This is a genomic window from Collinsella sp. LCP19S3_B11, assembly GCF_052121915.1.
Lineage (GTDB): Bacteria > Actinomycetota > Coriobacteriia > Coriobacteriales > Coriobacteriaceae > Collinsella.
The window spans coordinates 1-26059 of record NZ_JBQKDI010000005.1; the positions used below are offsets into that span (position 1 = coordinate 1).

Below are 26059 nucleotides of genomic sequence, written 5' to 3' on the forward strand. Positions count from 1 at the left end.
TCAACTGGGAAAATGCCGCCCCCGGGTCCCGGATAGGACCTCGGGGGCGTTCGGTTGACTGCGGGAGCGTGCCATCAGCTCAATGTGTTCGGCTGAGATCGGAAATCAACCGTTCAAAGAAGCTTGACCTCATTAAACCTTAGTCACATAGACTTAGATATGCTTATAGATAGAGACTTAAAAAACTTTATATCAAAATGTATATATAAGAAATGGATGGGCATATATTAAAGCGTCAAAAGAAGTCCCTGCCACCTAGAAGATGGCTCGGCAGTCCCTTAAAGGAGTGGTAGTCATGGCAAGCATGGTTCCTTATCGTTCGGTTTTTGGTGTTCGTCCCTCTGCTAGCTCGTTGTTCGATCTGTTTGATGATATGACCGATCTGGCAAACAACTCGATCGCCTCCAAGGCGTTTCCCGTTGATGTTGAGGACAAGGGCGACGGTTACGAGGTCAAGGCTTATTTGACCGGCGTCGCGAAGGACGACATCGACGTTGAGCTCAATGAGGGTCGTCTTTCCATTAGCGTGAATGTTGAGGAGAGCGAAGAGAACAAGGACAAGAACTACCTGCAGAAGGAGTTTTGCTCTTACAGCGCGACGCGCGGTGTGTACCTGAAGGATGCTTCGAGCGAGGGACTTTCTGCAAAGTATGCTGACGGCATCCTTACCGTTACGGTTCCTAAGATTGTCGAAAAGAAGAACGTTACGAAGATTTTCATCGACTAACGTTATCGGCCATTAACATCGGTGCCTGAGCTAAGGGGGCTGGGAAGCGATTCCCGGCCCCCTTTTCTATTTGAGACAGCCTACTGAATATTTGAGAAGGCCTACTGAATGGTCATGGGCCGATATTGCCCAGCGGGACGTATTGTGAGTTTATGTGGCCCCTCAATGCGAGTGGCGGTGCTACCAAGCTCGTTGTCGAGTGTCGCCCCAAGTGAGCTTGCGTAGCTTTTGACGGTAAGGCTTGGGCGATTGTTGTCTTGGCTAATGTGCATCGCGATAAGCTGCTCGGTGCGATCGGTTACCAGCGCGCGTGCGGCATCGGCGGCCTGATCGTTGGAGAGATGCCCTTTTGCAGACAGGATGCGTTCCTGAAGAAAGCGAGGATAGTCTCCTTGACTCAGCATGGCTACATCGTGGTTGCTTTCGAGCGCAAGAATGCGACAGTCCCTGAGCGTATCGATGGCATGCTTAGACAACTCGCCGGTGTCGGTGGCAAAGCCAACCGAATCACCCTGGGTATCAAAACGGTAGCCGACAGGATTGACGACGTCGTGCGATGTCGAATACGTTTGAATGTGGACCCCGGCAATAGAGAGGGCGTCACCTGGGTCGAATTCCTCAACAGACAGATGTGCGAGGCTTTCCTTTGATGCGAGCGTGCCTCTGCTGGAAAAGACCGGTCCGTTCCAATGTTTACACCACACCTCAAGCCCCTTAATGTGGTCGCTGTGCTCATGGGTGACAACAAGGGCGGACACGTCGTCTGCCGAAAGGCCGAGCTCAGCCATGCGTTTGAGCGTTTCGCGGCGGGACAGTCCGTCATCGACCATAATGAGCCCCTGCGGGCCCTCGATGAGTGCGCAGTTGCCTTTAGAGCCGCTGCCGAGGATATGAAGGTGCAGGCGAGACATAAGATTCCAAAGGATACAATGAGTGCTGACGAATAGAGGAGGAAGCGAATGCCAACGGTATCACAGCATTACGGACACCATGCCGTACCCGGGGCAGTCGATGAGACCCGGACGAGGCAGCAGGCTGCTCCTGTGGTGCTCATGGTATCAGGCGGTGCGGACTCGACGGCACTGCTTCTTATGGCGTGCACATCAAAGCTGGATATCCAAGATGGACGCGGCGTTGCCCCCATTGCTCGCGAGCGCCTACATGTGCTTCATGTAAACCATCACCTGCGAGGCAAGGCGTCCGACGGCGACGAGGCCTTTGTGCGCGAGCTCTGCGCACAATATGGCTTGCCGCTGTGTGTGGAGCACGCCTATTTTGATGGGGAGTCGGGCAATATCGAGGCGGCTGCGCGCGAGGTGCGTTATGCCGCGGCGCGAAGGTATGTTCGCGAGCTTTGTGCCAAGATGGGGGCGCCGAGAACGGCGGCGCGCATCTGTACTGCCCATACCTCTTCAGACCGCGCGGAAACATTTTTGATGAACGCCATTAAGGGGTCGGGCCCTGCTGGGCTCTCGAGCATTCCCCGCCGAAGGAATATTGTGGTACGCCCCTTGCTCGACCTAACTCATGGCGAGCTTGTGGGCTATCTGCAGGTGCATGGTCAGCCGTGGCGCGAGGACGAGACCAACGAAGATATCTCGTATCTGCGAAACTACGTTCGCCACCGGGTAATGCCAGTGCTGGCGCAGCGTAATGCGAGCGTGTGCAAGACGATTGGTGCCGCCTGTGAGATCTTGGGTGATGAGGATGCGTTTCTATCCCAGTTGTCGGCACAGGCGTTTCGAAGCTGCCTGCGCAAAGAGGCAGCGGCCGCGCTGGTGCTCGATGCCAGACGCCTTGCTGCGGCCGAGGTGGTAATCGCGCGGCGCATCGTGCGACTGGCGATTAAACGCATCGATCCGGACGCTCGCCCAGAGATGCGCCATGTGGAGCGAGTCCTCTCCTGTGTTGCCGAGGGTGCGGGTTCGGTTACGCTTCCGGCGGGGATTGACGCACGTGTCGAGTTTGGCATGCTGGCGTTTAAGGCGCCGGCGGCTCGTGAGGGCTTGGTTGCGGACTGGATTACCATACCCGGCCGTATGTCGTTGGGCGGGGGACGTATGCTGGTCACAGAAGCGATAGCCGTTGAGCCGGGATGCGATATCGTGCGCCGCGCCCGTGAGTTTGCGGCTGCTGGGGAAGTGACAGCTTTGGTGGACGCGGCTGCCCTGGGTTTTGCCAACAGCGATAGCGAGCGGATCTTGGCTGGCTCGCGCGGCGAGGTTCCTGCCGAGGGGCGATTGGCGCGCCTGTGGGTGGACGGTCCCGCACCGGGAGACGTGATGTGCCCGTTAGGCATGAGTGGCCGAAGCAAGAAGGTATCCGACTTGTTGTGCGAGGCTCGTATTCCCGTTTCCGAGCGCACCGGCGTGCCCATGGTAAGGACGGCACCGGGGGGTGTCGTGGTGTGGGTCGCCGGAGTTCGCGCGGACGAACGCTTTAAGTGCACGGCGGCGACGCGTGTGGCCTATCTGCTTCGCGTGGTTGACGCGGATTAGCCCCTCGCACCAGTTTTTCTGTGCGGCGTTGACGGTATTCCCGCGCTGATGGTGCACGGGCTGGAAAATATACCCCGTGCGCTGCTAGAATGTGTAGTTCGCGTCCATACGGCGGTGTGTGGGCGATTAAGCACAAGAAAGGGTTGTCATGGCTTCTCAACATCCGGATATCGAGAAGGTTCTGTTTACGCAGGAGGATATCGACGGTATCGTCTCTCGCCTGGGCGAGGAGATTACGCGCGACTACGCGGGTAAGGATTTGGTGCTGATTGCGGTCTTGCGCGGCGCCGTGGTCTTTATGGGCGACCTGATGCGCAAGATCGAGCTGCCGACCAATATCGATTTCATGGCCGTTTCGAGCTATGGCGACGGTGTGAAGTCCTCGGGCATCGTGCGTATCATCAAAGACCTTGATATCGATATCCGCGGTCGTGACGTGCTGATCGTTGAAGACATTCTGGACTCGGGCCTGACGCTCAAGTATCTGATGAAGAACCTTGAGAGCCGCAAGCCCGCTTCTCTGGAGGTCGCCGCCTTCCTGTGGAAGGACGTTGAGGATCGCATCTCGGCCATTACGCCCAAGTATGTTGGAACCCATTGCCCCGATGCCTTTGTGGTGGGCTACGGCCTCGACTATGCCGAGCGCTATCGTAACCTTCCGTATCTGGGCATTTTGAAACCGGAGGTTTATTCGTAAGATGCCCGACGACCGTAACGACTACAATTCCCAGACACCCCGGGACCCTAAGATTCCGGGGATGCCCGGAGGCAAGAAACCCACACGTACGGGCTGGCTGTATTTTCTTTTGGCTTGCGCACTTCTGGGCTATGCCTTCTTTAATATGGGCTCCGGCTTTGCCAGCTCCAGCAATACCGTTAAGCTCGCGACGAGCGAGATGGTGAGCGCCATCAAGCAGGATCGCGTCGAAGATCTGACCTATACGGTTCAGGACGGAAGCGTGACGGGTCATTACTGGAAGGCGAAAAAGGACAAGGGCGACACGAGTGAGCTCAAGAGCTTTTCCTCGACCTATGTCGGCTCCGATTCGCTTGCCGAGCTCATGGCGGAGCATCCCGACACTAAGTACATCGTCAACACCAACGACCCCGATTTTTGGGGCGACTTGGCGATGAGCGTACTGCCGACGATTGCCCTGATCGCCATCATGTTCTACTTTATGCGCCAGATGATGGGCGCCAATAATAGGAACATGCAGTTTGGCAAGACCAACGCCAAGACCAACGAGGCTACACGTCCCAAGGTCAAGTTCGAAGACGTTGCCGGCGTGGACGAGGCTGTTGAGGAGCTCGAAGAGATTCGCGATTTCTTGAGCGATCCGGACCGTTATCGCAAGCTGGGTGCCAAGATCCCGCGCGGCGTTTTGCTGGTGGGCCCTCCGGGTACCGGTAAGACGTTACTGGCCAAGGCCGTTGCCGGAGAGGCCGGTGTCCCGTTCTTTAGCATCTCGGGCTCTGACTTTGTCGAGATGTTCGTGGGCGTCGGCGCCAGCCGCGTGCGCGACCTCTTTAAGGAGGCCAAGTCTCAGGCTCCGTCGATCATCTTCATTGACGAGATTGATGCCGTGGGACGTCAGCGCGGAGCCGGCCTGGGCGGCGGTCACGACGAGCGCGAGCAGACGCTCAACCAGCTGCTGGTCGAAATGGACGGTTTTGAGGAAAGCGAATCGGTCATCCTGATCGCCGCGACCAACCGCCCCGATATTCTGGATCCGGCATTGCTGCGCCCCGGTCGTTTTGACCGCCAGGTTACGGTCGACCGCCCGGATGTGAAGGGGCGCGAGCAGATCTTGCGCGTGCATGCCGAGAACAAGCCAATGGATGAGGACGTTAAGTTTGAGAAGCTCGCCCAGATGACCGTTGGCTTTACCGGTGCCGATCTGGCAAACCTGCTCAACGAGTCCGCACTGCTTGCCGCTCGCCGTCATCGCTCCGTGATCTCGATGGACGAGGTCGAAGAATCGATGGAGCGCGTGATTGCAGGACCGCAGCGCAAGGGGCGCGTGATGACCGAAGCCGAGCGCACCACGATTGCCTACCACGAGAGCGGTCATGCTCTGGTGGGTCACATCCTGGAGCACTCCGATCCGGTTCACAAGATTTCGATTGTCAGCCGCGGTCAGGCTCTGGGCTATACGCTGCAGCTTCCGCAGGAGGATCACTTCCTCAAGACCAAGAACGAGATGCTCGACGAGCTTGCCGTGTTCTTGGGCGGTCGCGTTGCCGAGGAGCTCATGTGCGATGACATTACATCGGGCGCGAGCAACGATCTGGAGCGCGCGACCAAGATGGCGCGCGAGATGGTTACGCGTTTGGGCATGAGCGAGGAGCTGGGCACGCAGGTGTTTGGCGAGGCACAGCATCAGGTGTTCCTTGGTCGCGATTATGCCGATCACCAGGATTACTCCGAGGAGACGGCGCGCCGCATCGATATCGAGGTTCAGCGCATCATGCGTGAGGCCCATCGCCGTGCTGTTGAGATTTTGGATGCCCGTCGCGATCAGCTCGATCTGATGGCGAAGGTGCTGCTTGAGCGCGAGACCGTCGAAGGCGACGCCGTGAACGCCCTGCTCGACAACGACTGGGATGCCTACCTTGAGCGCGAGGACGACATTCTGGCAGCCAAGGAGGAGCGCAATGCCAAGGCGGCCGGCGTGCCGACCAAAAAGCGCGCGCCTCGTATGAGCGAGGAGGAGCTGGCGGCTGATGCCGCAGCTTTTGCGCAGGCGGCCATGCAGGAGGATGCCGAAGTCGCATCCGATAGCGCTGACGATGTCGAGGCTGCTGACACAAAAAAGGCCGATGGCGACACCGAGGCTGACGAGTAATCTTTGTCGTGAGAGCCTCCGCGGGGAAACCTGCGGAGGCTTTTTTGAGCGATATGGGGCCATCTGTTGATTGGGGACAGACTTAAATGAGCGTTTTCACGCATTTAAGTCTGTCCCCAATTAACATTGCTGCGGTACTTTGCTTGACTAAAGCGTACAATACCGCCTATGCGAAAGGGGAACAGATGATCAACGAAACCATGTTTGCTCGCGGCGCGGAAAGCTCTATCATCCGCGAGATCTTTAGCTATGGACTTGAACGCAAGGCACAGATCGGTGCGGAGAACGTATTCGATTTTTCGCTGGGCAACCCGAGTGTTCCGGCGCCCGCTGCCGTGGCGGAGTCCATCAAAAAGGCCTTGGAGCTGCCGAGCGACCAACTGCACGGATACACGCCCGCACCAGGCCTGCCGCAATGTCGTGTCGCTGTGGCCGAGTCGCTCAACCGTCGTTTTGGCACGAGCTATGAGGGTAAAGATGTCTTTATGACCGTGGGTGCGGCGGCTTCGCTCACCTGCACGCTCAACGCTGTTACCAATCCCGGTGACGAGATCATTGTTATCGCCCCGTACTTTCCGGAGTATCGCGTGTGGATTGAGAAGGCCGGCTGTACGTGTGTCGAGGCACCCGCCGATGAAGGCACGTTCCAGCTGAGCGTGGGCAACGTGCTCAAGGCGATTACTGATAAGACGGCGGCCGTCATTATCGACTCGCCCAACAACCCGACCGGTGCCGTATATACGCGCGACACGCTGACGCGACTGGCCAATGTTCTGCGCGAGGTCAATGCCAAGCGTGATCCCGAGAATCCGATTATGCTCATCTCGGATGAGCCGTACCGCGAGATTGTGTACGGTGCCGAGGTGCCCTGGGTACCCTCAATCTACGAGAACACCGTCGTGTGCTATTCGTATTCCAAGTCGCTGTCGCTGCCGGGTGAGCGTGTGGGTTGGATTTTGGTTCCCAACACCAATCCTCAGGCTGCTCGCCTTATGCCGGCCGTCGCCGGTGCCGCCCGTACACTGGGTTTTGTGTGCGCACCGGCGCTCTTCCAGCGCGTGATTATCGATTGCATCGATGAGCCGAGTGATGTCGAAGCCTATGCTCGCAACCGAACGGCGCTCACCGACGCATTGGCGGAGTACGGCTACACCTACGTTGAACCGGACGGCGCTTTCTATCTGTGGGTGAAGGCGCTCGAGCCCGACGCAAACGCTTTTTGCGAGCGTGCAAAGAAGTACGAGTTGCTCGCGGTGCCTTCGGATAGCTTTGGCATGCCGGGTTGGTTCCGCTTGGGTTATTGCGTGAGTTACGAAACGATTATCAATTCGCTACCCGCTTGGAAACAGTTGGCGGACGAGTATCGTTAAAAGCAGAGCGCTCTGCCTACAATGTTTTACGTGAAACGGGGTTTGGTGTTAAACCGGACCCCGTTGTCATGGACGTTGTGTCTTTGGGATGGAGCGGTTTTACGACTATCGAAGGCTATGCGTACAATGAATATACGCGACGGCCATACCGGATAAGGAGACCTGATGCCCTACCTGCTTTCCTGTGACATTCATACCCATACGATGTTCTCTGCGCATGCATATTCGACCATTGAGGAGAATGTGTACTGGGCGGCAGAGCGTGGCCTGCAGGTGCTTGGATCTGCCGACCATCTGAGCTCTATGGTTACGGCTTGCCCCAATGACCTGCGCAGTTACCAGTTCTTTATCAACCAGGATATATGGCCGCGCATTTGGAGTGGCGTGTTGGTGCTGCGTGGCGCCGAGGCCGATATCGTTTCGCTGGACGGAAGTCTGTTTGGCGAGGACACTCCTGTCACGCTCGATATTGCCGGCGATTCGTACAGCCGTCAGCATTCGCTGTTCGATCGGGTTACGCGTAATTTGGATTATTTGGTTGCAAGCGTGCATAATCCGCAGTTCGCTGAAGGCGCGACGCTGGCCCAGACGACCGAGATGTATATCAATGCTCTGGAGCATCCCAAGGTGTTTATGCTGGGGCATACGGGTCGATCGGGCGTGCCGTTCGATATCGACGAGGTGTTGCTTGCTGCTAAGGCTAAGCACAAGATCATCGAGATCAACAATCACAGTCTTGAGCATGGCGCGGATGCCGAGCATTGGGACGTGTGCCGCAAGATTGCCGAGCGGTGCGCCGAGCTGGGCGTGGGAATTGGCGTCTCGACCGATGCGCACATTGGTATGGCAATTGGTAAGCTCGACCAAGCGCGCAAGATGCTCGACGAGATTCACTTTCCGCTGGATTTGATCGTGACGCGCGACCGCGAGACGCTACTGCGCGAGATGGCGGCAGCCGGCGTGTGTGACCTGCGCAAGAGGATGTAGCGGAGTGCATAAACCAAGTAAGGGGGCGGCCCAGACGGGTCGCCCCCTTCTTGTGCCGGTGGATTAGCGGCGCTCGAGGACCGCTACAGTTTCGGTGTGGTCGGTATGGGGGAACATGTCGACGGGCGTGATCTTGAGCAGGCGATAGCCACCGTCGAGGAGCTGGTGCAGGTCACGCTCTTGGGTCACGGGATTGCAGCTGATATAGGTGATGCGGCGAGGTCTAAGCGCGCAGGCGGCTTCGAGGAACTCGAGGGTAGAGCCGGCACGCGGCGGATCGATGGAAAGGACGTCGATGCGCTCGTTGTTGTCGGCGGCATCTAGGATGTAGTCGGTGGCATCGTCGGCCATAAACCAGGCGCTGCGGGTAAGACCGTTGAGCTCGGCGTTGCGGCGTGCGTCGGCAATGCCCGCCGGGTTGCGCTCTACGCCAAGTAACATGATGCCGATGCCCTTGTTCTGAGCTTCTTTAGCTGCGCAAAGACCGATGGTGCCGCTGCCGCAGTAGGCATCCATGAGAACATCGCCCTGGTGCAGATCCATACCGTCGATAGCGAGCTGGTAGAGCAGCTCGGTCTGCTGCGGGTTGGTCTGGTAGAACGCGGTGGGGGAGATATCAAACTCGCAGCCGAGTAGCTGGTCGCGCATGCATTCAGCGCCATACACGATGTGGGTTTCCTCACCCAGGATGGCGTTGCCAGGGCGTCCGTTGATGTTTTGGGCGACGGTGACGATACGCGGATCGAGTGCGGCGATGGCCTCAAAGAATTCCTGCGCATGCGGCAGGTCGCGCTGGGCGGTAACGAGGGTGATCATGATCTGGTCGGTGCGCCAGCCGCAGCGAACGACGGCATAGCGAAGCAGGCCCAGATGCTTGTCCTCGTTAAAGGCGGGAATGTGCAGGCGCTCGGCCTCACGCGCAATGCCGTTAAGAATCTGACGGGCTCCCGGTGCCTCGACGGGGCATTCGGGAACAGCGACGATTCTGTGCGTGCCGCGCTCAAAAAAGCCGCAGCGGACAGCGCCCCCTTTGCCGGGGGCAAAGGGAGTGGCGGCCTTATGGCGAAAACCACGCGGCGCAGGATATTTGCCCGGGTCGCCCAGGGTAACGTCCATACCGCGAATGGGGTCGACGGTTATGCCCTCACGCTCGCAAAGAGCAGCAAAAAGTTCATCCATAGCAGCCTGCTTGGTCGCCAGCTGCTTCTTATAAGGCCTGTTGAGCGCCGTGCATCCACCGCAAGCTTTCATGATGGAACAAGGCGACTTGGGATCAACGGCCTTATGAGCGGACCGGGACGACTCATTATGCGAGCGCTTGGAACGAGCTTGAGGTGCCTTACCCTCGCTCCGACGAGGGCTGGGACGCTTGGTCTTAGCCTTGCCCTTGGCCGACTTACCCTTCGTGTCCTGAGACGACTTGGATTTCTTAGAAGATTTTTTCTCTTCCGACCCCTCAGCCGCCTCGATCAAAGCACGACGAGCCTTACGCTCCGCACGAGATTCTGCCATCAATAACTCCACTAATTCATGAATTAAAGCTGCAAGTATTGTACCGTGCCAAGCAAGCAGACGATATGCAAGCGGTTTAATGGTGTCAGTGATAAGCCCAACGACGGTTGCCCGCCGCGTGAGGGGTGTGGGGGTTAAGTTTATCGCGAGTTCCGCACGAACAGGAGAGCACTTAATGTGCTCTCCGTCGTGAGCAGGACTGTAGAGCAGGAAACTTAACCCCCACACCCCTCACGCGGCGGGCAAACTCGCCTTGTGCTCTATCACGCTAAAGTGTATGATTCTGAACGTTACATGACTCACTTTACTTAGCTAAAGTGCCATCAAGGGGGAATACCATGAATACCGATATGTCTCGTCGTCAGTTTGTTGGTCTAGCCGGCTCGCTCGCCACGGTGCTTGGCCTTGGTCTTGTCGGCTGCGGCGGTGGTGCCGACAAGGGTTCCACTGCCGGCTCTGCCGCGGCAAAGGACGCCAAGGGCGCTGTGGAGTCTAAGAAGCTCGTGGTGGGCTTTGACAAGTCCTATCCTCCGTATGGCTTTGTGGGCGACGATGGCGAGTACACCGGCTTTGATCTCGATTTGGCCAAGGCAGTTGCCGATAAGCAGGGCTGGGAGGTCAAGTACGAGGCCATCGACTGGGACGCCAAGGATACGCTGCTCAACTCGGGCGCCATCAACTGCATCTGGAACGGCTTTACCATGGAGGGCCGCGAGGACGACTACACGTTCTCTGAGCCGTACATGCTCAATGAGCAGGTGCTGGTGGTCAAGAAGGATGCGGGCATCAAGAATTGGGACGACCTTGCCGGCAAGACCGTGATTACCCAGACCGATTCTGCCGCACAGGATGTGCTAGAGGGTGACCAGAAGGATCTGGCGGCGACGTTTGCCACGCTCGATACCATCGGCGAGTACAACACGGCTTTTATGCAGCTCGAGAGCGGCGCGGTCGATGCGGTGGCTTGCGACCTTTCGATCGCCCAGTATCAGCTTGCCGCCAAGCCCGATGCCTATACGCAACTTGACAAGCCGCTGTCCAGCGAGCACTACGCCGTTGGCTTTAAGAAGGGTGATACCAAGTCGGCCGACGCCGTGACCGAGTCGCTTAAGGCGCTCTATGAGGACGGTACAGTCAAGGACCTGTGCGACAAGTATGCGAGCTATGGTCTATCCTTCGACAACTGGGTTTTGAAATAGCCACAGCACCCAACCTTGCGGCTCCAACCCTCCTCGCGTACCAAAGTACGCTTCGTCGGGCTTGTCGCTCGCAATCTTGGGCACTGTGCCTATTTCAATTAACACCTGCTGTTCTGTTGCTGTGAAAGAGAGCTTGGGTTGTCTATTCAGGTCATGATGCAGATGCTTGGCCAGGGTTTCTTGGTCAGTTTGCAGTTGTTTGTGCTCACGCTGTTGGGCTCGATTCCCTTGGGAATTCCCGTGGCGTTTATGCGTATGAGCAGAATCGCGCCGCTGCGTTGGATTGCGCGCATCTACATTTCGGTCATGCGCGGTACGCCGCTCATGCTGCAGATGTTTGCCATCTACTTTGCTCCGTATTATGTCTTTGGTATTTCGCTCACGCCCGATTCCAAGTGGACAGCGTGCGTCGTGGCATTCATCATCAACTATGCCGGCTACTTTGCCGAGATCTATCGCTCGGGTTTGCAGTCTATCCCGCGTGGTCAATATGAGGCCGCCGAGGTGCTGGGCTATTCACGCCTGCAGACGTTTTTGTACATTGTGATGCCGCAGGTCGCCAAGCGCATTTTGCCGGCGATGGGCAACGAGATCATCACGCTGGTCAAGGACACGTCGCTGGCATTTGCCATTGGCGTGGGGGAGATGTTCTCGACGGCCAAGGCACTGGTTGCCTCTCAAGTGAGCATGGTGCCGTTTGCGATTGCGGCACTGATCTACTGGGTCTTTAACTTTGTGGTCGAGATGCTGCTGGGCGCCGCCGAAAAGCGACTTGACTACTACCACGACTAGCCTGTTCCGTCGTGCTTTTCAACACATGGAGGTTCCCGTGTCCGGAACGGTAATGAATATAACGAGCGCGCGCAAGGCGTTTGGTGGCAATGAGGTGCTCAAGGATATCTCGCTCGAGGTAAAGCGCGGCGAGGTCGTGGCGATTATCGGACCTTCGGGCGGCGGTAAGTCAACGCTGTTGCGCTGCGCCACGCTGCTCGAGACGCTTGACGGCGGCTCGCTTTCGTTTGGTGATCTAGCCGTTGCGACGGATGCGGGATCGGGCACGGTGTATGCGAAAGGCGATGTGCCCAAGCAGGCGCGCTCGCGCTTTGGCCTGGTGTTTCAGAACTACAATTTGTTCCCGCACTATACCGTGATGAAAAACATTACCGACGCTCCGATCCGCGTGCTCAAGCGCCCGCGCGAGCAGGTCGAAGCACGTGCGCGTGAGTTGATCGCGCAGATGGGGCTTACGGGCAACGAGAACAAGGTGCCATGCGAGCTTTCGGGCGGTCAGCAGCAACGTGTGAGTATTGCGCGCGCCTTGGCGCTCGATCCAGAGATCTTGTTCTTCGATGAGCCGACCTCGGCACTCGATCCCGAGCTAACGGCCGAGGTGCTGCGTGTCATTAAAGACCTTGCCGCGCAGAATATGACGATGGTGATCGTGACCCATGCGATGCAGTTTGCGCGCGATGTTGCCGATCGCGTGGTCTTTATGGACGGCGGTCGCATTGTAGAGGAGGGTCCTGCCGAGCAGGTTATCGGTCATCCGCGCGAACGGCGCACACGCGAGTTCCTGAGCCGTATCGAGGGATAGGCTCAAGCAGACATTGAGGCGAAACCGCTGCAGGTCTTATGGCCTGCGGCGGTTTTTATTTGCGCCGATGGGACTTAATAACCGCCTCAGGCGTTTGCCCCCTCCTCTCGCCGCCCGTATTTATACGTGCGCCGAAAGGTGTGCATGGACAGTCTCCCGCGAGGGTAGGGTGGTGGCATAGGACATTTGGAGGGTGAGCCGGATCGGCTGCCGACCATGCTGCTCCCGGGACGGCATCGACCGCGAACTCTCCCCGTTGGCGTCGCGCATTGCGCGCGGCCCTGCAAGGAGGTCATCATGGGTGCTCCCAAGACCGGTAACGTAAGGAACGTGGTGCTCGTAGGCCAAGGTGGGGTGGGCAAGACTTCACTCGCCGAGGCCATGCTCCACCTTTCCGGCAAGACCGCCCGCCTGGGCGGCCACGACGGCACCAAGCCCACGCTCGACTATGACCCAGAAGAGGTCAAGCGTGCGTTTTCCATCTCGACGACCATTGCGCCGATCGACTGGAAGGGTGCGCGCATCAATGTGCTCGATGCCCCGTGCTACCCCGATTTTATCGGCGACGCCTTTGCCGCGATGAGCGTCTGCGAGACGGCTCTGTTTGTGGTCGACGCCGAGGCCGGCCCGCAGCCTACGACGGTTAAGCTCTGGTATGCCGCCGAGGACCTGCGTCTGGCGCGTGCGGTGTTCGTAAACCGCCTGTCGCGCTCCGAGGCCAGCTTTGCGACCACGATGGACCTGCTGCAGGAGCGCTTTGGCACGCGCCTGGGCGCCGTGACCCTTCCCTGGGGCGAGGGCGAGGACTTTGACGGCATCATCGACCTGGTGCGCATGAAGGCGCGCCATTGCAACGGCGCCGAAGCCGTTGAGTCGGAGATTCCCGAGGAGTATCGTGCCCAGGCCGAGGAGGCCCATGACCATCTGTGCGAGCTGGTGTCCGAGGCTGACGACGAACTGATGATGAAGTACTTGGAAGGCGAGGAGACGCTGACGCAGGAGGAGCTTGAAGGCCTGCTGTCGAAGGCGATCGCCGAGCGCATCTTTGTGCCGGTCTTTGCGGGCGATTGCATCAAGGAGCAGGGCGTCAACTCGCTGATGGACGACATCGCCACGTACTTCCCGGCGCCGACGGACTACGGTGAGATGCCGCTCATCGACGGTGATTCGCTCAAGATTTCGAGCGATGATGACCGCCCGGTGGCGTTTGTGTTTAAGACCCTGGCCGATCCTCAGCAGGGTCGCATCAGCTTCATCAAGGTGCTGACGGGTACGCTTGAGCCGGGCCTTGAGCTGATCAACGCGCGCACCCGCAAGAGCGATCGTCTGGCTCACCTGTATGTGATGTGCGGCCGCGACATGACCGAGGTCGGTCACGCCTATGCCGGCGATATCATCGTGGCACCCAAGCTGGCGGCCGAGACGGGCGATACGCTCTCGATTACCGGCAAGGTCGAGGCTGCGGCGTTTAAGTTCCCCAACTCGCAGTACCGCATCGCCATCGAGGCCGAGAATCGCGGCGACGAAGAGAAGCTCTACACGTTTATCGAGAAGGCATGCAAGGCCGATCCGACCATGAGCATCGACCGCGACGAGGAGACCGGCCAGACCATCATTTCGGCGGTGGGCGAGGCGCAGGTTTCGGTCCTGCTCAATCGTCTTGAGGACCGTACCAAGGTCGCGGCCAAGAGCGTGCCGATTCGCATCCCGTATCGCGAGACCATTCGCCGCACGGCAACTGCCCAGGGCCGCCACAAGAAGCAGACCGGCGGCGCCGGCCAGTATGGTGACTGCTGGCTGCGCGTAGAGCCGCTCATTGGGCCCGACGGTACGAGCGACGGCTATGAGTTTGTGGACGAGGTCGTAGGCGGCCGCATTCCGCGCTCGCTGATCCCTGCCGTGGACAAGGGCGTTCAGGAGACCATGAAGGACGGCATCATTGCCGGCTACCCGCTTACGGGCATTCGCGTGGCTGTGTACGACGGCTCGTATCACAGCGTCGACTCCAACGAGATGGCGTTCCGCGCGGCGGCTCGCATCGGCCTGCGCAAGGCATGCGCCGACGCCGACCCGGTGGTGCTGGAGCCCATCGAGGAAATCACGGTGACTATTCCCGAGAGCTACGCCGGCGCCGTGATGGGCGACATCTCGGCCTCGCGCGGTCGCGTGACGGGTATGGAGACCGATGAGCGCGGAGACACCGTGGTCATCGCTCAGGCGCCTCTCGCCGAGCTGACGGATTACTCGACGCGTCTGCGCTCCATCACGCGCGGCACGGGCGACTTTACCATGAAGCCTGCGGGCTATGAGCAGGTGCCTTATGACGTTCAGGCCAAGCTGGTCGAGCGCTATGAGGAGGGCCGTGCCAAGTAGCGTTGGGCGTTGCCTGTAACATACATGCCGATGCAAGGGCCGCTCTGGGCAATCCAGGGCGGCCCTTTTTGATCCCTGGGGGATGGAGGAAAACGGTTCATTTAGGTTTTGGGGCAGCTTGGCCGGCCCTAGTCTCCCGAGGCCTGATTGCGGCCGGTAGCGTAGTCGATCTGCACATGCGGCTGCAGGTTGTAGCAGTACACGTGGAAGCACAGGGTCTTGCCGTGGTCCTCGACCGATTGCGCCTCAAGACGCACGCCACGGCAGACGAGTTCCTCTTCGTTGTACATGGGCGTGACACGGTAGAGCACATGGTTGCCCGTCTCGCGGATGTAGCCGAGAATCTGCTCCTCAAATGGCAGCATGCCCGTTTCGTTGAGATAACGCGTGCCGGTGAGGAGATTCTTGCGGTTGGCGTTTTCGCCGCAGAGCGACCAGGCGATGAGGTGACAGCGATTGTAGAGGCTCTGGCCCGGAATAAAGTCGTAGCGCTGCTGGCGCCATCCGGCGGGATGGATACGCGAGATATCGCCGCGCTCGCCTTGACCGAGCGATTCGGGGCCCACGCAAGCGAGCGCTTTGCGGGTGCGGCCCAGGCTGTCGAGCTTGGAGAACTTCTTAAAGCAGCCCTCTTCGGCGGCGTGCTCGTATTCATCGAGCGTGAATGATGGTGTGCCCAACGGGTGCGTGCTGTCGGCTCGCAGGGCAACATAGGGGTTGCCCGCGTAGTCAGGAATGCTGCTGAGGTATACGCCGCGGGCGCGGTCGAGATTGGGGTTTTCGACCTCGTCGATGGGGGTGGCGGCGCTGTCCGCGGAAGCGTCATCACCGGTGTCGGGTGCGGCGGAATGTGGCTTGTCGCCAGAGTTCGGGCTGTTTTGGGAGTTTGTGGAGTTTGCCGTTCCCGATTCGAGTCGGGCAACCAGGTCTGCCTCGTCGTCGGTGCGGCTGGGACTCTCGTCTTGCTTCTCGGCCAGAGCCGCCGCCTGTTCATCACTTTGCGGCGAGAGCAGTCTGGGCGCCCCGTCGAGCGATCCCGTAAACAGCGCAAACCCCAGCACCACAGCGGTGCCGATAGAAAGTGCTTGCTTGTAGGCGGACTTGCGCGACATGGTGACTCCTGGACGGACGGTTGGGAGTCTACCAGTCTAGCAGGAGCCGCCGAGGGCCGTTCTATCGAACAAATACTTAAGATTTGGGACAAACGCTACGGATTCATTTGTCCCGCGGTCTAGATCGAGGTAGAACCGAGCCAATTGAGTTTGCATTCGAGAATACGCTGCTCACCGGGCGTGCTGCTGCCATCGAGTAGCGCGAGGAGCATCTCGGCCGCCTCTCTGCCTTCCTGGTCGACGGGCTCGATGATGGTGGAGACGGTCGGCGTGGTGAGGTTGGTCCAGTCTTCGCAGTTGAGTCCCAAAAGGCCGATTTGCTGCGGAAGCAGATGGGCCATGGGCTGGAGGGCCTTGTAGACACGGGGAAGTGCCCACTGATTTTGCACGAAGATAAGGGTTCGCTTGGCGGGGTTGAGCTTGTATTTAAAGTACTCGGTAAGCTCACTGACCGACGGCTTGTTGTGGTCGATGGAAATCGCTTTGTAGAGCTGTCCGTTCGCTGCCAGCGCCTCGGCATACCCCTGAAAACGCTCCATGCGGGTGCGCATTTCGGTCATGTTGGCGGCAATGGAAAAGAAATCTTCGTAACCGGCGTCGAGGAGTACCTGCGTGGCGTTGTACACACCGTCGTAAAGGTTGGTCTTGATCCAGCTGGTACCTGGGCTATAGATGGCCGCATCGAAAAAGACGACCGGCTTGCCGGCGCGTCTAATGCGGTCGTGCACGGCTTTGAAGTTTGCCGTGGGCTGGATGATAAAGCCATCGACGCCCAGCGAGAGCATTTTGTCGACATACATGAGCTCGGTCTCGGGGTTAAAGTTGCTCGTGCAAACAACCGTCTGGTAGCCCGCGGGGAGCATGACCTGCTCCATGCCGTTGAGGACGAGGCCCGCCCATTTGTTGGTGTTATCCAAGATGATGATGGCGATGACGCGGGTCTGTTTGCCGGTGAGTGTTTGCGCCTGGGCGTTGGGGACGTATCCCAGCTCCTTTATAACGCGCGCGATCTTTGCCTGCGTTTTGTCGCTGAGCTTGTCTCGTTTGTCGTTGAGGTAATACGAGACGCTGGCTGTTGAAGTTCCCGCCTCGCGGGCGACGTCTGCGATCGTAACGCGCTGTTTGGTCACAGCGACTCCTTCCGACAAATTGCGTTGTTTGGCGCGGTGGTTCACGTTCGGGTTGCGGGCACACGATTCTGCCTGTCCTTTCGCCCTTTTATGAGTATGCAACAATACCGTATCCGTGGGGTCCGAAATTCGTGGCGGTTATGCAAGCCTGCCGTCTACCGAGAAATCTAAATACTTCTTGACTTTTAAAAAAGAGATCAAAAACGCAGGATTCATTTTTGGTTAAACGCATAACTAAATTGCATAACCAACGCTCTGACCTGCGCGTTTACCGAAATAAGCTGGTATTAAGAAAAATGAGCACCTATATTGGTCTTGTCGAAAAGACAGCAAGTCCAAACGGCAGGGGATGCTCCGGAGGCCTCCGCAAACGGTGTCTTGCGCACGCAACTCTATGAAAAGAGGGAAGCAATGAAGATCGTAGGCGTTGCCGCCTGTACCGTGGGTATCGCCCACACGTATATGGCCCAGAAGGCGATTCAGGATGAATGCGCCGCCCGTGGCATCGAGTGCAAGGTCGAGGCTCAGGGTGGCCTGGGTATCGAGAATGAGCTCACGCAGGAAGACGTGGACTCCGCCGACCTGGTCCTGGAGTCCGTCGACGTGGGTGTCGAGAACGAGGACCGTTTTGAGCAGAAGATGGCCGAGGGCAAGTTCCTCAAGGTCGGTACTTCCGATGTGATCGCCGATCCGGTCAAGATCATCGACCAGGCTGTTGAGATTATCAAGGCGACGGGTGGCGCCGTTGACGCGCCCAAGGCCGAGGCCAAGGCAGAGAAGAAGGCCGTCTCCGCTGCCCCGCAGGCCCCGACACCGGCGTCCAAGCAGTCTATCTTTGCCGATCCTGGCAAGACGCTGCTCAATGCATTCAATACCGGCGTTTCCTATTTTATCCCCATTGTCGTTATCGGTGGCGTGTTCCTCGCCTTCTCGTTGGCATCCGGTACCGCCGGTGCTAACGGCATGGAGGTCACCAACCCGTTGATGGTGAGCCTTAACACCATCGGTATGGCCGGCATCTCTATGATGATTCCGGTGCTTGCGGCATACATCGCTTACTCGATGGCCGGCAAGCCCGCGCTTGCCCCCGGTTTTGTCCTGGGCTACTTGGTCAACAACGCCGTCGTCACCCCGAGTGGCAACAGCGTTTCGACCGGCTTCTTGGGCGCCATGATTATGGCTGTCATCTGTGGTTACTTTGTCCGCTGGATGAAGACCTGGAAGGTCAACAACACCATCCAGACCATCATGCCGATCCTGATCATCCCGATTCTGACCTCGCTCGTCCTGGGCATGGCCTACATCTACATCCTGGCCACGCCGCTTGGCTTTGTGATGGATTGGCTCACCAGCGTGCTCGGTAGCCTGCAGGGCGGCTCCGCCGTCGTCCTGGGCCTGGTCATTGGCGTTATGACCGCCTTCGATATGGGTGGTCCCGTCAACAAGACCGCTTCGACCTTTACCATGGCCATCATGGCCTCCGGCATCTACGGCCCCAACGGTATGTTCCGCGTCGCTGTCGCCATTCCCCCGATTGCTTGCGGCCTCGCTGCGCTCATCGCCAAGAACAAGTTCGATGACGCTGACCGTCAGATGGGTATTTCCGCACTGTTTATGGGCTGCATCGGTATTACCGAGGGCGCTATCCCCTTCGCGGTCAAGGATCTCGGTCACACCCTTCCCGGCATCTGCATCGGTTCTGCCGTGGGTGCGGCGCTTGCCGCCTTCCAGGGTATCGACTGCTACGTCCCGCACGGTGGCTTTATCGTCGCCCTTGCCACCAACAACGTCGCGCTGTTCTGCCTGGACATCGTGATTGGCTCCGTGGTCGCCGCTGCAATCCTGATTGCCATGAAGCCCACGCTCGATAAGCAGGCCAAGTAACCCTTTAAGGACTCCGGTTGTGCGGAGGGATGGATTTGACTCCGCACAACCGCCCCTACACAACAAAATCCATCCGTACTGATAGGGCCCGCATCTGGGTCCCAGGGAACTTTTGTCAAAAATCCTCTGGAGAAGGAGAACAAAATGTCCAACCTCACCATCCGCCAGGCCGTTCAGGGCATGCTCAAGCTGCAGGATAGCGGCGATCACGCAACCATGGTCGGCATTGGCCCCATGAGCCCCAACCTGATTCAGGCCGTGTTCGAGCTTGCCAAGGACGAGGATTTCCCGCCCATGTTTATCGCCAGCCGCAACCAGGTCGATATGGACGAGATGGGCGCCGGCTACGTCAACGGTTGGGACCAGAAGCGCTTTGCCGCCGACATCAAGAAGGTTGCCGACGAGGTGGGTTACACCGGCCCGTACTACCTGTGCCGCGATCACGGCGGTCCGTGGCAGCGCGACGAGGAGCGTAACGCCCACCTGCCCGAGGACGAGGCCATGGAGCTCGCCCGCAAGTCCTTCGTCGCCGACATGGAGGCAGGCTTTGACCTGCTGATGGTCGACCCCACCAAGGACCCCTATCAGATCGGCAAGGTTATTCCGCTCGACGTGGTGCTTCGCCGCACGATCGATCTTATCGACTACCTTGAGCAGTACCGTCGCGAGCATAACCTGCCCGAGGTCGCCTATGAGGTCGGTACCGAGGAGACCAATGGCGGCTTGACCTCTACCGATAAGTACGAGGAGTTCATTTCTCAGCTGCAGCCCGAGCTCGAGAAGCGCGGCTGCCCCATGCCCACCTTTATCGTCGGCCAGACCGGTACGCTCACCCGTTGGACCGAGCAGGTTGGCCATTACAACTTTAAGAACGCCCGCGAGCTCGCCGACATGGCAAAGCGCTACGGCGTGGGCCTGAAGGAGCACAACGCCGACTACCTGGACGACGCGACGCTGCTCGAGCACATTCCGGCTCACGTGACGGCTTCCAATGTCGCCCCTCAGTACGGCACCGAGGAGACCCGCGCCTACCTCAAGCTCTGCGCTACCGAGCAGATTCTGGTCGACAACGGCCTGTGTGACGATCCCTCCGACCTGTATCACACGCTGCTGGTCAAGGCTATCAAGACCGAGCGCTGGCGCAAGTGGATGACCGGCGATGATGTCAACCTGCAGGTTGACGACATTCTGGCCGACGACGAGCTCAGCCTGAAGATTCTGGATGTCTCCGGCCACTACGCGTTCAACGATCCCGAGGTCAAGGAGCAGGTCGAGAAGCTCTATCGCAACCTCGCTGCCCAGGACATCGACGGCAAGCGCTTTGTGATCGAGCACATCAAGCGCCCGATTAAGCAGTACGTCGTCGGTCTTAACCTCAAGGGCGTCACGAGCCGCATCGAGAAGGCTCTCGAGGACTAAGTAGTTCCGGCGTTTTGACAAACGCCGGACCGGTCGACGCTGCGCGAGCATCTGCCGGGCAATCTGGCGCTCAAGCCGTCGCTCGCGTACCAAAGTACGCTTCGCTCCTCTTTCGCACCACCTTGCCACGGCAGCTGCCCGCTCGCTGACGTTGGGTCGACCAGTGATTGAGCCGTTGTCCTTAGATTGCTAGCTATTCATTCGAAGGAGTTTGTACCATGAAGTTCTTTATCGATACCGCCAACCTTGACGAGATCGCCGAGGCCAAGAGCTGGGGCTGCCTTGCCGGCGTCACCACCAATCCGTCCCTGTACGCCAAGACCGGCGGTAAGCTCGCCGACTTTGAGCCCCATATGCTCAAGATTGCCGAGCTCTGCGAGGGTCTGCCCGTGTCTGCCGAGTCCACCGCGACTACTGCCGAGGGCATGATCGAGGAGGGCAAGCGTCTTGCCGCCCTGGCTCCCAACATTGTGGTCAAGCTCCCCGTCTGCGAGGCCGGCCTCGCCGCCTGCCGCGCGCTGGCCGATGCGGGCGTGCGCGTCAACATGACGCTCGTCTTCTCGCCGACCCAGGCCTTGATGGCCGCCAACGCCGGCGCTCGCTACATCAGCCCGTTTGTGGGACGCTTCGATGACATCGCCGAGGACGGTATCTCGCAGCTCGACAACGTTGTGACCTGCATCAAGAACTATGACTGGACCGGTAAGAACGTCGACGACACCGTCGAGATCATCACTGCATCCGTCCGCACGCCCAATCACGTGACCCAGGCGGCGCTGCTCGGTGCCGATATTGCGACCGTCCCCATGGCCGCTCTTAAGAAATGCCTGCATCACCCGCTGACCGACCAGGGCCTTGCTTCGTTCGAGGCCGACTGGAAAAAGGTCGTCGAGGCACAGTAACGATGGTTCTGCCGGCCCAGCATTTGTTATGCCGGGCCGGCGTGCTCAAGAGAGGAAACTCCATGACCGATCAGGAACTGGCCAAGATTGCCAATGAGGTTCGCCGCGGTATTGTCGCGGGCGTCCATGCCGCCAAGTCGGGGCATCCGGGCGGGTCGCTTGGCGCCGCCGACATTATGACCTACCTCTACTTTGAGGAAATGGATGTCGACCCGGCAAATCCGAGCCGCGCCGACCGCGACCGCTTTGTGCTCTCCAAGGGCCATTGCGCTCCGGCACTCTATGCCGTGCTCGCCGAACGCGGGTTCTTTCCCAAGGAGGAGCTCGAGACGCTCCGTCATATCGGCAGCCGCCTGCAGGGCCATCCCAATATGAACGACACGCCGGGCGTCGACATGTCTACCGGATCGCTCGGTCAGGGTATCTCCGCCGCGGTTGGAATGGCGCTCGCCGCAAAGCACTGGGGTGACAGCTATCGCGTCTACACGCTGTTGGGCGACGGCGAGTGCGAGGAGGGGCAGGTATGGGAGGCGGCCATGTTCGCCGGCAACCACGACCTGGATAACCTCGTCGCTATCGTCGATCACAATGGCCTGCAAATTGACGGCAGTATCGACGAAGTTAACTCGGCTATGCCGCTTGCCGACAAGTTCCGTGCCTTTAAGTGGCATGTGATTGAGCTCGCCGACGGTAACGACATGGCGCAGATTGCCGCCGCCTTTGCCGAGGCCCGCAAAGTGAGCGACTCGCCTGTGGCCATTATCGCCGAGACGGTGAAGGGCAAGGGCGTTTCCTTTATGGAAAACCAGGTGGGCTGGCACGGCAAGGCACCCAACGATGAACAGTTTGAGCAGGCCATGGCCGAGCTCGCAGCAGCAGGGGAGGAGCTCTAATGGCAGACGTCAAGAAAGTCGCCACGCGCGTTAGCTATGGCGAGGCACTTGTCGAGCTGGGCAATGAGCACGATGACTTTGTGGTTCTCGATGCCGACCTGGCCGCCGCAACGCAGACCGGTAAGTTTAAGGCCGCGCACCCTGAGCGCTTCTACGACGCCGGCATTGCCGAGAGCAACTTGATGGGGCTTGCCGCCGGCATTGCAACCACGGGTCACGTCGCCTTTGCGAGCACCTTTGCCATGTTCGCCGCCGGCCGCGCGTACGAACAAGTGCGTAATTCCATCGGCTATCCGCACCTCAACGTCAAAATCGGCGCTACGCACGCGGGCATCTCGGTCGGTGAAGACGGCGCCACGCATCAGTGCTGCGAGGACATCGCGCTCATGCGCACGATCCCGGGTATGACGGTGATCGTTCCCGCCGATGACATCGAGGCTCGCGCTTGCGTGCGCGCCGCCTATGAGTTTGAGGGGCCGGTCTACATGCGTTTCGGCCGCCTGGCAACACCGGTCATCAACGACCGCGAGGACTATGAGTTCAAGATTGGTCGCGGCGTGGTCGTGCGCGAGGGGTCCGATGTGACCATCATCGCTTGTGGCCTCATGGTTGCCGAGGCGCTTGAAGCTGCCGAGGCCCTCGCTGTCGATGGTATCGATGCCGAGGTTATCAACATGCACACGATCAAGCCGCTTGATGAGCGCCTGGTAGTTGCCAGCGCCAAGAAGACTGGTCGCGTGGTCACTGCCGAGGAGCACTCGATTATCGGCGGTCTTGGCGAGGCCGTGGCCTCGGTGCTCGCGGAACAGCATCCGGTGCCGATGCGACGCGTCGGCGTGCGTGATGTGTACGGCGAGTCTGGCCCTGCGGTCGATTTGCTGCACGAGTTCGGTTTGGACGCCGACGGTATCGAAGCTGCGGTCAGGTCTGTGTTGTAAGGAAGGTTTCCATGGGATTTGTATCTGCCAACCAAGTGACGATCGGGTATACCGCCGCCTCGCGCGAGGACGCCCTGCATTATTTGTCCGAGCAGGCCATCGAGCTCGGTTTTGCCGATGACGCATCTGCCGTAGAGGCTGCCTTTATTGCTCGCGAGAACGAGGCCGAGACCGGCCTTGTCGCCGGTTTTGCCGTTCCGCATGCCAAAAGCGACGCGATTCACACGCCGGGCGTTGCCGTGCTTAAACTGGCCGAGCCCGTTGAATGGCCGAGCTTCGATGGGGTGCCCGTCGATGTTGCGCTCGCACTGTACGTGCCTGCCGGCGAGGCTGGAACCACGCACCTGCGCTTGCTCTCCAAGGCTGCCGTGATGCTGATGGACGCCGGCTTCCGTGACAAGGTGCGCGCGAGCAGCGATCCCATTGAGATTGCGGAGCTCATCAATAGCGGACTCGAAGACTAGAACGGTCATCCCGTTCAACCAATCGATCCTTCTCCAAGGAAAAGGGCCGCGACGCCATAGAGGTGTCGCGGCCCTGTTTGCGTTTCCCCAGATAAAACCTGCCAAAATAAACCTGTCCCTTTTTGGCAGGCTGCGTCATAAAGCTTCTGTCTATGTAATAAAAGTACAATATGATATATACGTTATATACAAGCTTATAACGCGCAGCAGATTTGCGGTAACGCAAGCCGATGAAGGGGTCGATATGATCAAGGCTGTTATTTTTGACATGGATGGAACGCTGATCGATACCGAGCGTTTGGACATGAGGGCATGGAAGGTGGGCGCGGCCGAGCTGGGGATCGCGATTGATGATGCGTTAATCCATCAGTTTATCGGCCGTTCGAATGCCGATGTTAAGGACATCCTTGAGGCGCATTACGGCAAGGGCGAAACCGCCGACGCGATTTTTGCCCGCAACATTGAGCTACACAGCGAGATGGCCAAGACCGACCTGGAGCTTAAGGCCGGCGCCGCCGAGTGCCTCGACGAGCTGCTGGCTGCGGGCTATCACGTGGGCCTTGCGACGTCGTCACGCCGCGTCGCGGCCGAGCGCAATCTTAAGACGGTCGGCCTTTTTGACAAGTTTGAGACGGTGACCTGCGGCGAGGACGTCGTGCACGGCAAGCCCGACCCCGAGATGTATCTGCTTGCCTGCGAGCGCGCGGGCTTTGCCCCCGAGGAATGCGCCGTGGTCGAGGATTCGCGCAACGGCTGCGTCTCTGGCATCACGGCCGGCTGCCATGTCTTTGCCGTCCCCGACATTGTGCCGCTGCCGCAGAATGTGGTGGATGGCTGCGAGGCCGTGCTCGATACGCTGTTCGACCTGACGGCGGCGGTCAAGGCCGTGCGCTAAAGGTATGCGCCGAGATCGATGACGGTGGCTTCGGAGTGGCCGCTTGCCTGGGTGCCGGCGCGCTCGGCGATCTGGGCGCCGATGCCGTGGCCGTCGGCTGCGGCATTCCGCTCTCCGGCGTCAATGATCTCAATTTTGATATCGGGATACAGGGCGAGGGCCTTGTGGATGCCAAGTATGCGCAGGGCGAGCTGCATGAATGCCTCCCTGTCCGTAACGGTGATTTGGCGTGGCACTCTTCGCGTTTCCCAAGATAAAACCTGCCAAAATAAACCTGTCCCTTTTTGGTAGGTTACTGGTTCATATTGCCGTGGATGTAGGGGGTGACTTCGGGGGAGATGTGGGCGCAGCCCAGCTCGCGCAGCGCGGACTCGATGGCGGCGGGCAATGGGGTCTTGCCCTCGGCATTGACGGTAGCACCGCCGAGGGCGGCAATTTTGGCGACATCTGCGTGAGCGGCCTCGATACGCATGCGGCCGCCGACCAAGCGCGCGCGTACCTGCGACAGACCAAGATCGTGCAGGTAGTCCTCGCAGGCGCGGATTAAATCGACCTTCTCGTGCGTAAGCTCCTCGCCTGTGGGGACGCGCGTGGCAAGACAGGCTCCCGCCGGCAGGTTCCAAACGGGATAGCCCCATGCGCGCAGCAGCTCGCGCTCTTCGTCCTTGGTAAAGCCGACCTCCATAAGAGGGGAGCGTACGCCGAGCTCTTTGGCAGCGCGCATGCCGGGACGGTAGTCACCGCGATCGCTTGCATTGCTGCCATCGATGACGGTGGGAAAGCCGAGCGACTTAGCGTGGTTGACGATGGCGGTAAAGCCGGCGTGCTTGCAGTGGTAGCAACGGTTGGCGTCGTTGCAGGCTACTTGGGGGAGCTGCAGCTGATCGACCGAAAGATTGAGCACGGGGAGCTTAAAATGCGGTCCCTCATTGGTTTGCCTGTCAACGGATCGCTCAAACGAGGTCTGTTCGGGCGTGCCGATGAGCGGCGTGGTGAGGTGAACGAGAAGCGTGCTGGCAGGCATGATGCGGGCGCAGACCGCGGCCAAAAAGCTGCTGTCGACGCCACCGGAAAAGCCGATGGCGACGCGTCCGTATGCCAAAAGCAGCTGTTCGAGCGCCGCGAGTTTGTCCTGAAGCTCCTTTGCAGGTGCGGTAGTGTCTGAAAGCATAAAACAATCCTTACCATTGAGTACTCGGTCGAAAACTATAATCCTATCGGACTGCTCGTCATATGACTTTTGCCTATGTAACGATAGTGCAATATGCTATATACGTTATATACAAGTTTGTAAAGTGCGCTAGAGTGGCCGTAAT

23 protein-coding genes are annotated in these 26059 nt (G+C 59.0%); 17 read left to right on the plus strand and 6 right to left on the minus strand.

Annotation, left to right across the window (positions count from 1 at the left end):
• The first annotated feature begins 295 nt into the window (after positions 1-295).
• On the plus strand, positions 296-727 hold the full coding sequence (locus ACTQV4_RS04065; protein ID WP_427728790.1) for an Hsp20 family protein: 432 nt from the start codon (positions 296-298) through the stop codon (positions 725-727).
• A gap of 101 nt (positions 728-828) precedes the next feature.
• Here the strand turns inward: ACTQV4_RS04065 and ACTQV4_RS04070 are convergent, their stop codons facing one another.
• Positions 829-1638: an MBL fold metallo-hydrolase gene (locus tag ACTQV4_RS04070; RefSeq protein WP_441546543.1), complete on the minus strand. Its 810-nt coding sequence runs from the start codon at positions 1636-1638 to the stop codon at positions 829-831.
• A 48-nt stretch (positions 1639-1686) separates the two neighbouring features.
• On the opposite strand from ACTQV4_RS04070, the gene tilS reads away from it, so the two are divergent.
• From tilS to ACTQV4_RS04095, 5 genes are all read left to right on the plus strand, one after another.
• On the plus strand, positions 1687-3225 hold the full coding sequence (gene tilS, locus ACTQV4_RS04075; RefSeq protein ID WP_441546544.1) for a tRNA lysidine(34) synthetase TilS: 1539 nt from the start codon (positions 1687-1689) through the stop codon (positions 3223-3225).
• A gap of 148 nt (positions 3226-3373) precedes the next feature.
• On the plus strand, positions 3374-3922 hold the full coding sequence (gene hpt, locus ACTQV4_RS04080) for a hypoxanthine phosphoribosyltransferase (protein WP_154517754.1): 549 nt from the start codon (positions 3374-3376) through the stop codon (positions 3920-3922).
• A 1-nt stretch (position 3923) separates the two neighbouring features.
• On the plus strand, positions 3924-6071 hold the full coding sequence (gene ftsH / locus ACTQV4_RS04085) for an ATP-dependent zinc metalloprotease FtsH (protein WP_441546545.1): 2148 nt from the start codon (positions 3924-3926) through the stop codon (positions 6069-6071).
• A 185-nt stretch (positions 6072-6256) separates the two neighbouring features.
• Positions 6257-7441, plus strand: a complete 1185-nt coding sequence (locus ACTQV4_RS04090) for a pyridoxal phosphate-dependent aminotransferase (protein ID WP_441569376.1) — start codon at positions 6257-6259, stop codon at positions 7439-7441.
• Positions 7442-7606: 165 nt separating this feature from the next.
• Entirely contained in the window at positions 7607-8428 is an 822-nt protein-coding gene (locus tag ACTQV4_RS04095; RefSeq protein WP_154517764.1) for a phosphatase, read from the plus strand.
• A 63-nt stretch (positions 8429-8491) separates the two neighbouring features.
• Here ACTQV4_RS04095 and rlmD read toward each other — a convergent pair whose 3' ends face one another.
• Complete coding sequence (gene rlmD / locus ACTQV4_RS04100; protein WP_441546547.1) at positions 8492-9940, minus strand: 23S rRNA (uracil(1939)-C(5))-methyltransferase RlmD; 1449 nt, start codon at positions 9938-9940, stop codon at positions 8492-8494.
• A 338-nt stretch (positions 9941-10278) separates the two neighbouring features.
• Here rlmD and ACTQV4_RS04105 point away from each other — a divergent pair, with 338 nt between their 5' ends.
• The 4 genes from ACTQV4_RS04105 (at position 10279) to ACTQV4_RS04120 (ending at position 15106) form a co-directional block, all read left to right on the plus strand.
• Positions 10279-11139 carry a transporter substrate-binding domain-containing protein gene (locus ACTQV4_RS04105; RefSeq protein ID WP_441546548.1) on the plus strand — a complete coding sequence of 287 codons (861 nt, stop codon included), beginning with the start codon at positions 10279-10281 and terminating at the stop codon, positions 11137-11139.
• A gap of 138 nt (positions 11140-11277) precedes the next feature.
• A complete protein-coding gene (locus tag ACTQV4_RS04110; protein ID WP_154517772.1) occupies positions 11278-11931 on the plus strand; it encodes an amino acid ABC transporter permease in 654 nt (217 codons plus the stop codon).
• Positions 11932-11983: 52 nt separating this feature from the next.
• Positions 11984-12733 (plus strand): amino acid ABC transporter ATP-binding protein, encoded by a 750-nt coding sequence (locus ACTQV4_RS04115; protein WP_195838601.1) that lies wholly within the window; start codon positions 11984-11986, stop codon positions 12731-12733.
• 297 nt (positions 12734-13030) lie between these two features.
• On the plus strand, positions 13031-15106 hold the full coding sequence (locus tag ACTQV4_RS04120; RefSeq protein ID WP_154517778.1) for an elongation factor G: 2076 nt from the start codon (positions 13031-13033) through the stop codon (positions 15104-15106).
• Between the two features lie 128 nt (positions 15107-15234).
• Here ACTQV4_RS04120 and ACTQV4_RS04125 read toward each other — a convergent pair whose 3' ends face one another.
• Together ACTQV4_RS04125 and ACTQV4_RS04130 are read right to left on the minus strand one after the other, a co-directional pair.
• Positions 15235-16218 (minus strand): DNA/RNA non-specific endonuclease, encoded by a 984-nt coding sequence (locus ACTQV4_RS04125; RefSeq protein ID WP_295718219.1) that lies wholly within the window; start codon positions 16216-16218, stop codon positions 15235-15237.
• A gap of 119 nt (positions 16219-16337) precedes the next feature.
• Positions 16338-17348 (minus strand): LacI family DNA-binding transcriptional regulator, encoded by a 1011-nt coding sequence (locus ACTQV4_RS04130; protein WP_441048885.1) that lies wholly within the window; start codon positions 17346-17348, stop codon positions 16338-16340.
• Positions 17349-17759: 411 nt separating this feature from the next.
• On the opposite strand from ACTQV4_RS04130, the gene ACTQV4_RS04135 reads away from it, so the two are divergent.
• The 7 genes from ACTQV4_RS04135 (at position 17760) to ACTQV4_RS04165 (ending at position 24743) form a co-directional block, all read left to right on the plus strand.
• Positions 17760-19232, plus strand: a complete 1473-nt coding sequence (locus tag ACTQV4_RS04135; protein ID WP_441016594.1) for a PTS fructose transporter subunit IIC — start codon at positions 17760-17762, stop codon at positions 19230-19232.
• A 144-nt stretch (positions 19233-19376) separates the two neighbouring features.
• A complete protein-coding gene (locus ACTQV4_RS04140; RefSeq protein ID WP_427719788.1) occupies positions 19377-20651 on the plus strand; it encodes a class II D-tagatose-bisphosphate aldolase non-catalytic subunit in 1275 nt (424 codons plus the stop codon).
• A 218-nt stretch (positions 20652-20869) separates the two neighbouring features.
• Positions 20870-21553 carry a fructose-6-phosphate aldolase gene (fsa, locus tag ACTQV4_RS04145; protein WP_117757862.1) on the plus strand — a complete coding sequence of 228 codons (684 nt, stop codon included), beginning with the start codon at positions 20870-20872 and terminating at the stop codon, positions 21551-21553.
• 62 nt (positions 21554-21615) lie between these two features.
• A complete protein-coding gene (locus ACTQV4_RS04150; RefSeq protein WP_441563665.1) occupies positions 21616-22446 on the plus strand; it encodes a transketolase in 831 nt (276 codons plus the stop codon).
• Positions 22446-23384, plus strand: coding sequence for a transketolase family protein (locus tag ACTQV4_RS04155; protein WP_427795278.1), 939 nt, complete (start codon positions 22446-22448; stop codon positions 23382-23384). The genes ACTQV4_RS04150 and ACTQV4_RS04155 overlap by 1 nt, the downstream gene beginning before the upstream one ends.
• Positions 23385-23395: 11 nt before the next feature.
• Positions 23396-23848 (plus strand): PTS sugar transporter subunit IIA, encoded by a 453-nt coding sequence (locus ACTQV4_RS04160; RefSeq protein WP_427795279.1) that lies wholly within the window; start codon positions 23396-23398, stop codon positions 23846-23848.
• Between the two features lie 244 nt (positions 23849-24092).
• Positions 24093-24743 (plus strand): HAD family hydrolase, encoded by a 651-nt coding sequence (locus ACTQV4_RS04165; protein WP_427795280.1) that lies wholly within the window; start codon positions 24093-24095, stop codon positions 24741-24743.
• Here ACTQV4_RS04165 and ACTQV4_RS04170 read toward each other — a convergent pair.
• Positions 24740-24979, minus strand: a complete 240-nt coding sequence (locus ACTQV4_RS04170; protein WP_441054500.1) for a hypothetical protein — start codon at positions 24977-24979, stop codon at positions 24740-24742. The two genes, ACTQV4_RS04165 and ACTQV4_RS04170, sit on opposite strands and share 4 nt — an antisense overlap.
• A gap of 56 nt (positions 24980-25035) precedes the next feature.
• Positions 25036-25914 carry a hypothetical protein gene (locus ACTQV4_RS04175; protein ID WP_441540786.1) on the minus strand — a complete coding sequence of 293 codons (879 nt, stop codon included), beginning with the start codon at positions 25912-25914 and terminating at the stop codon, positions 25036-25038.
• Positions 25915-26059 lie beyond the last annotated feature (145 nt).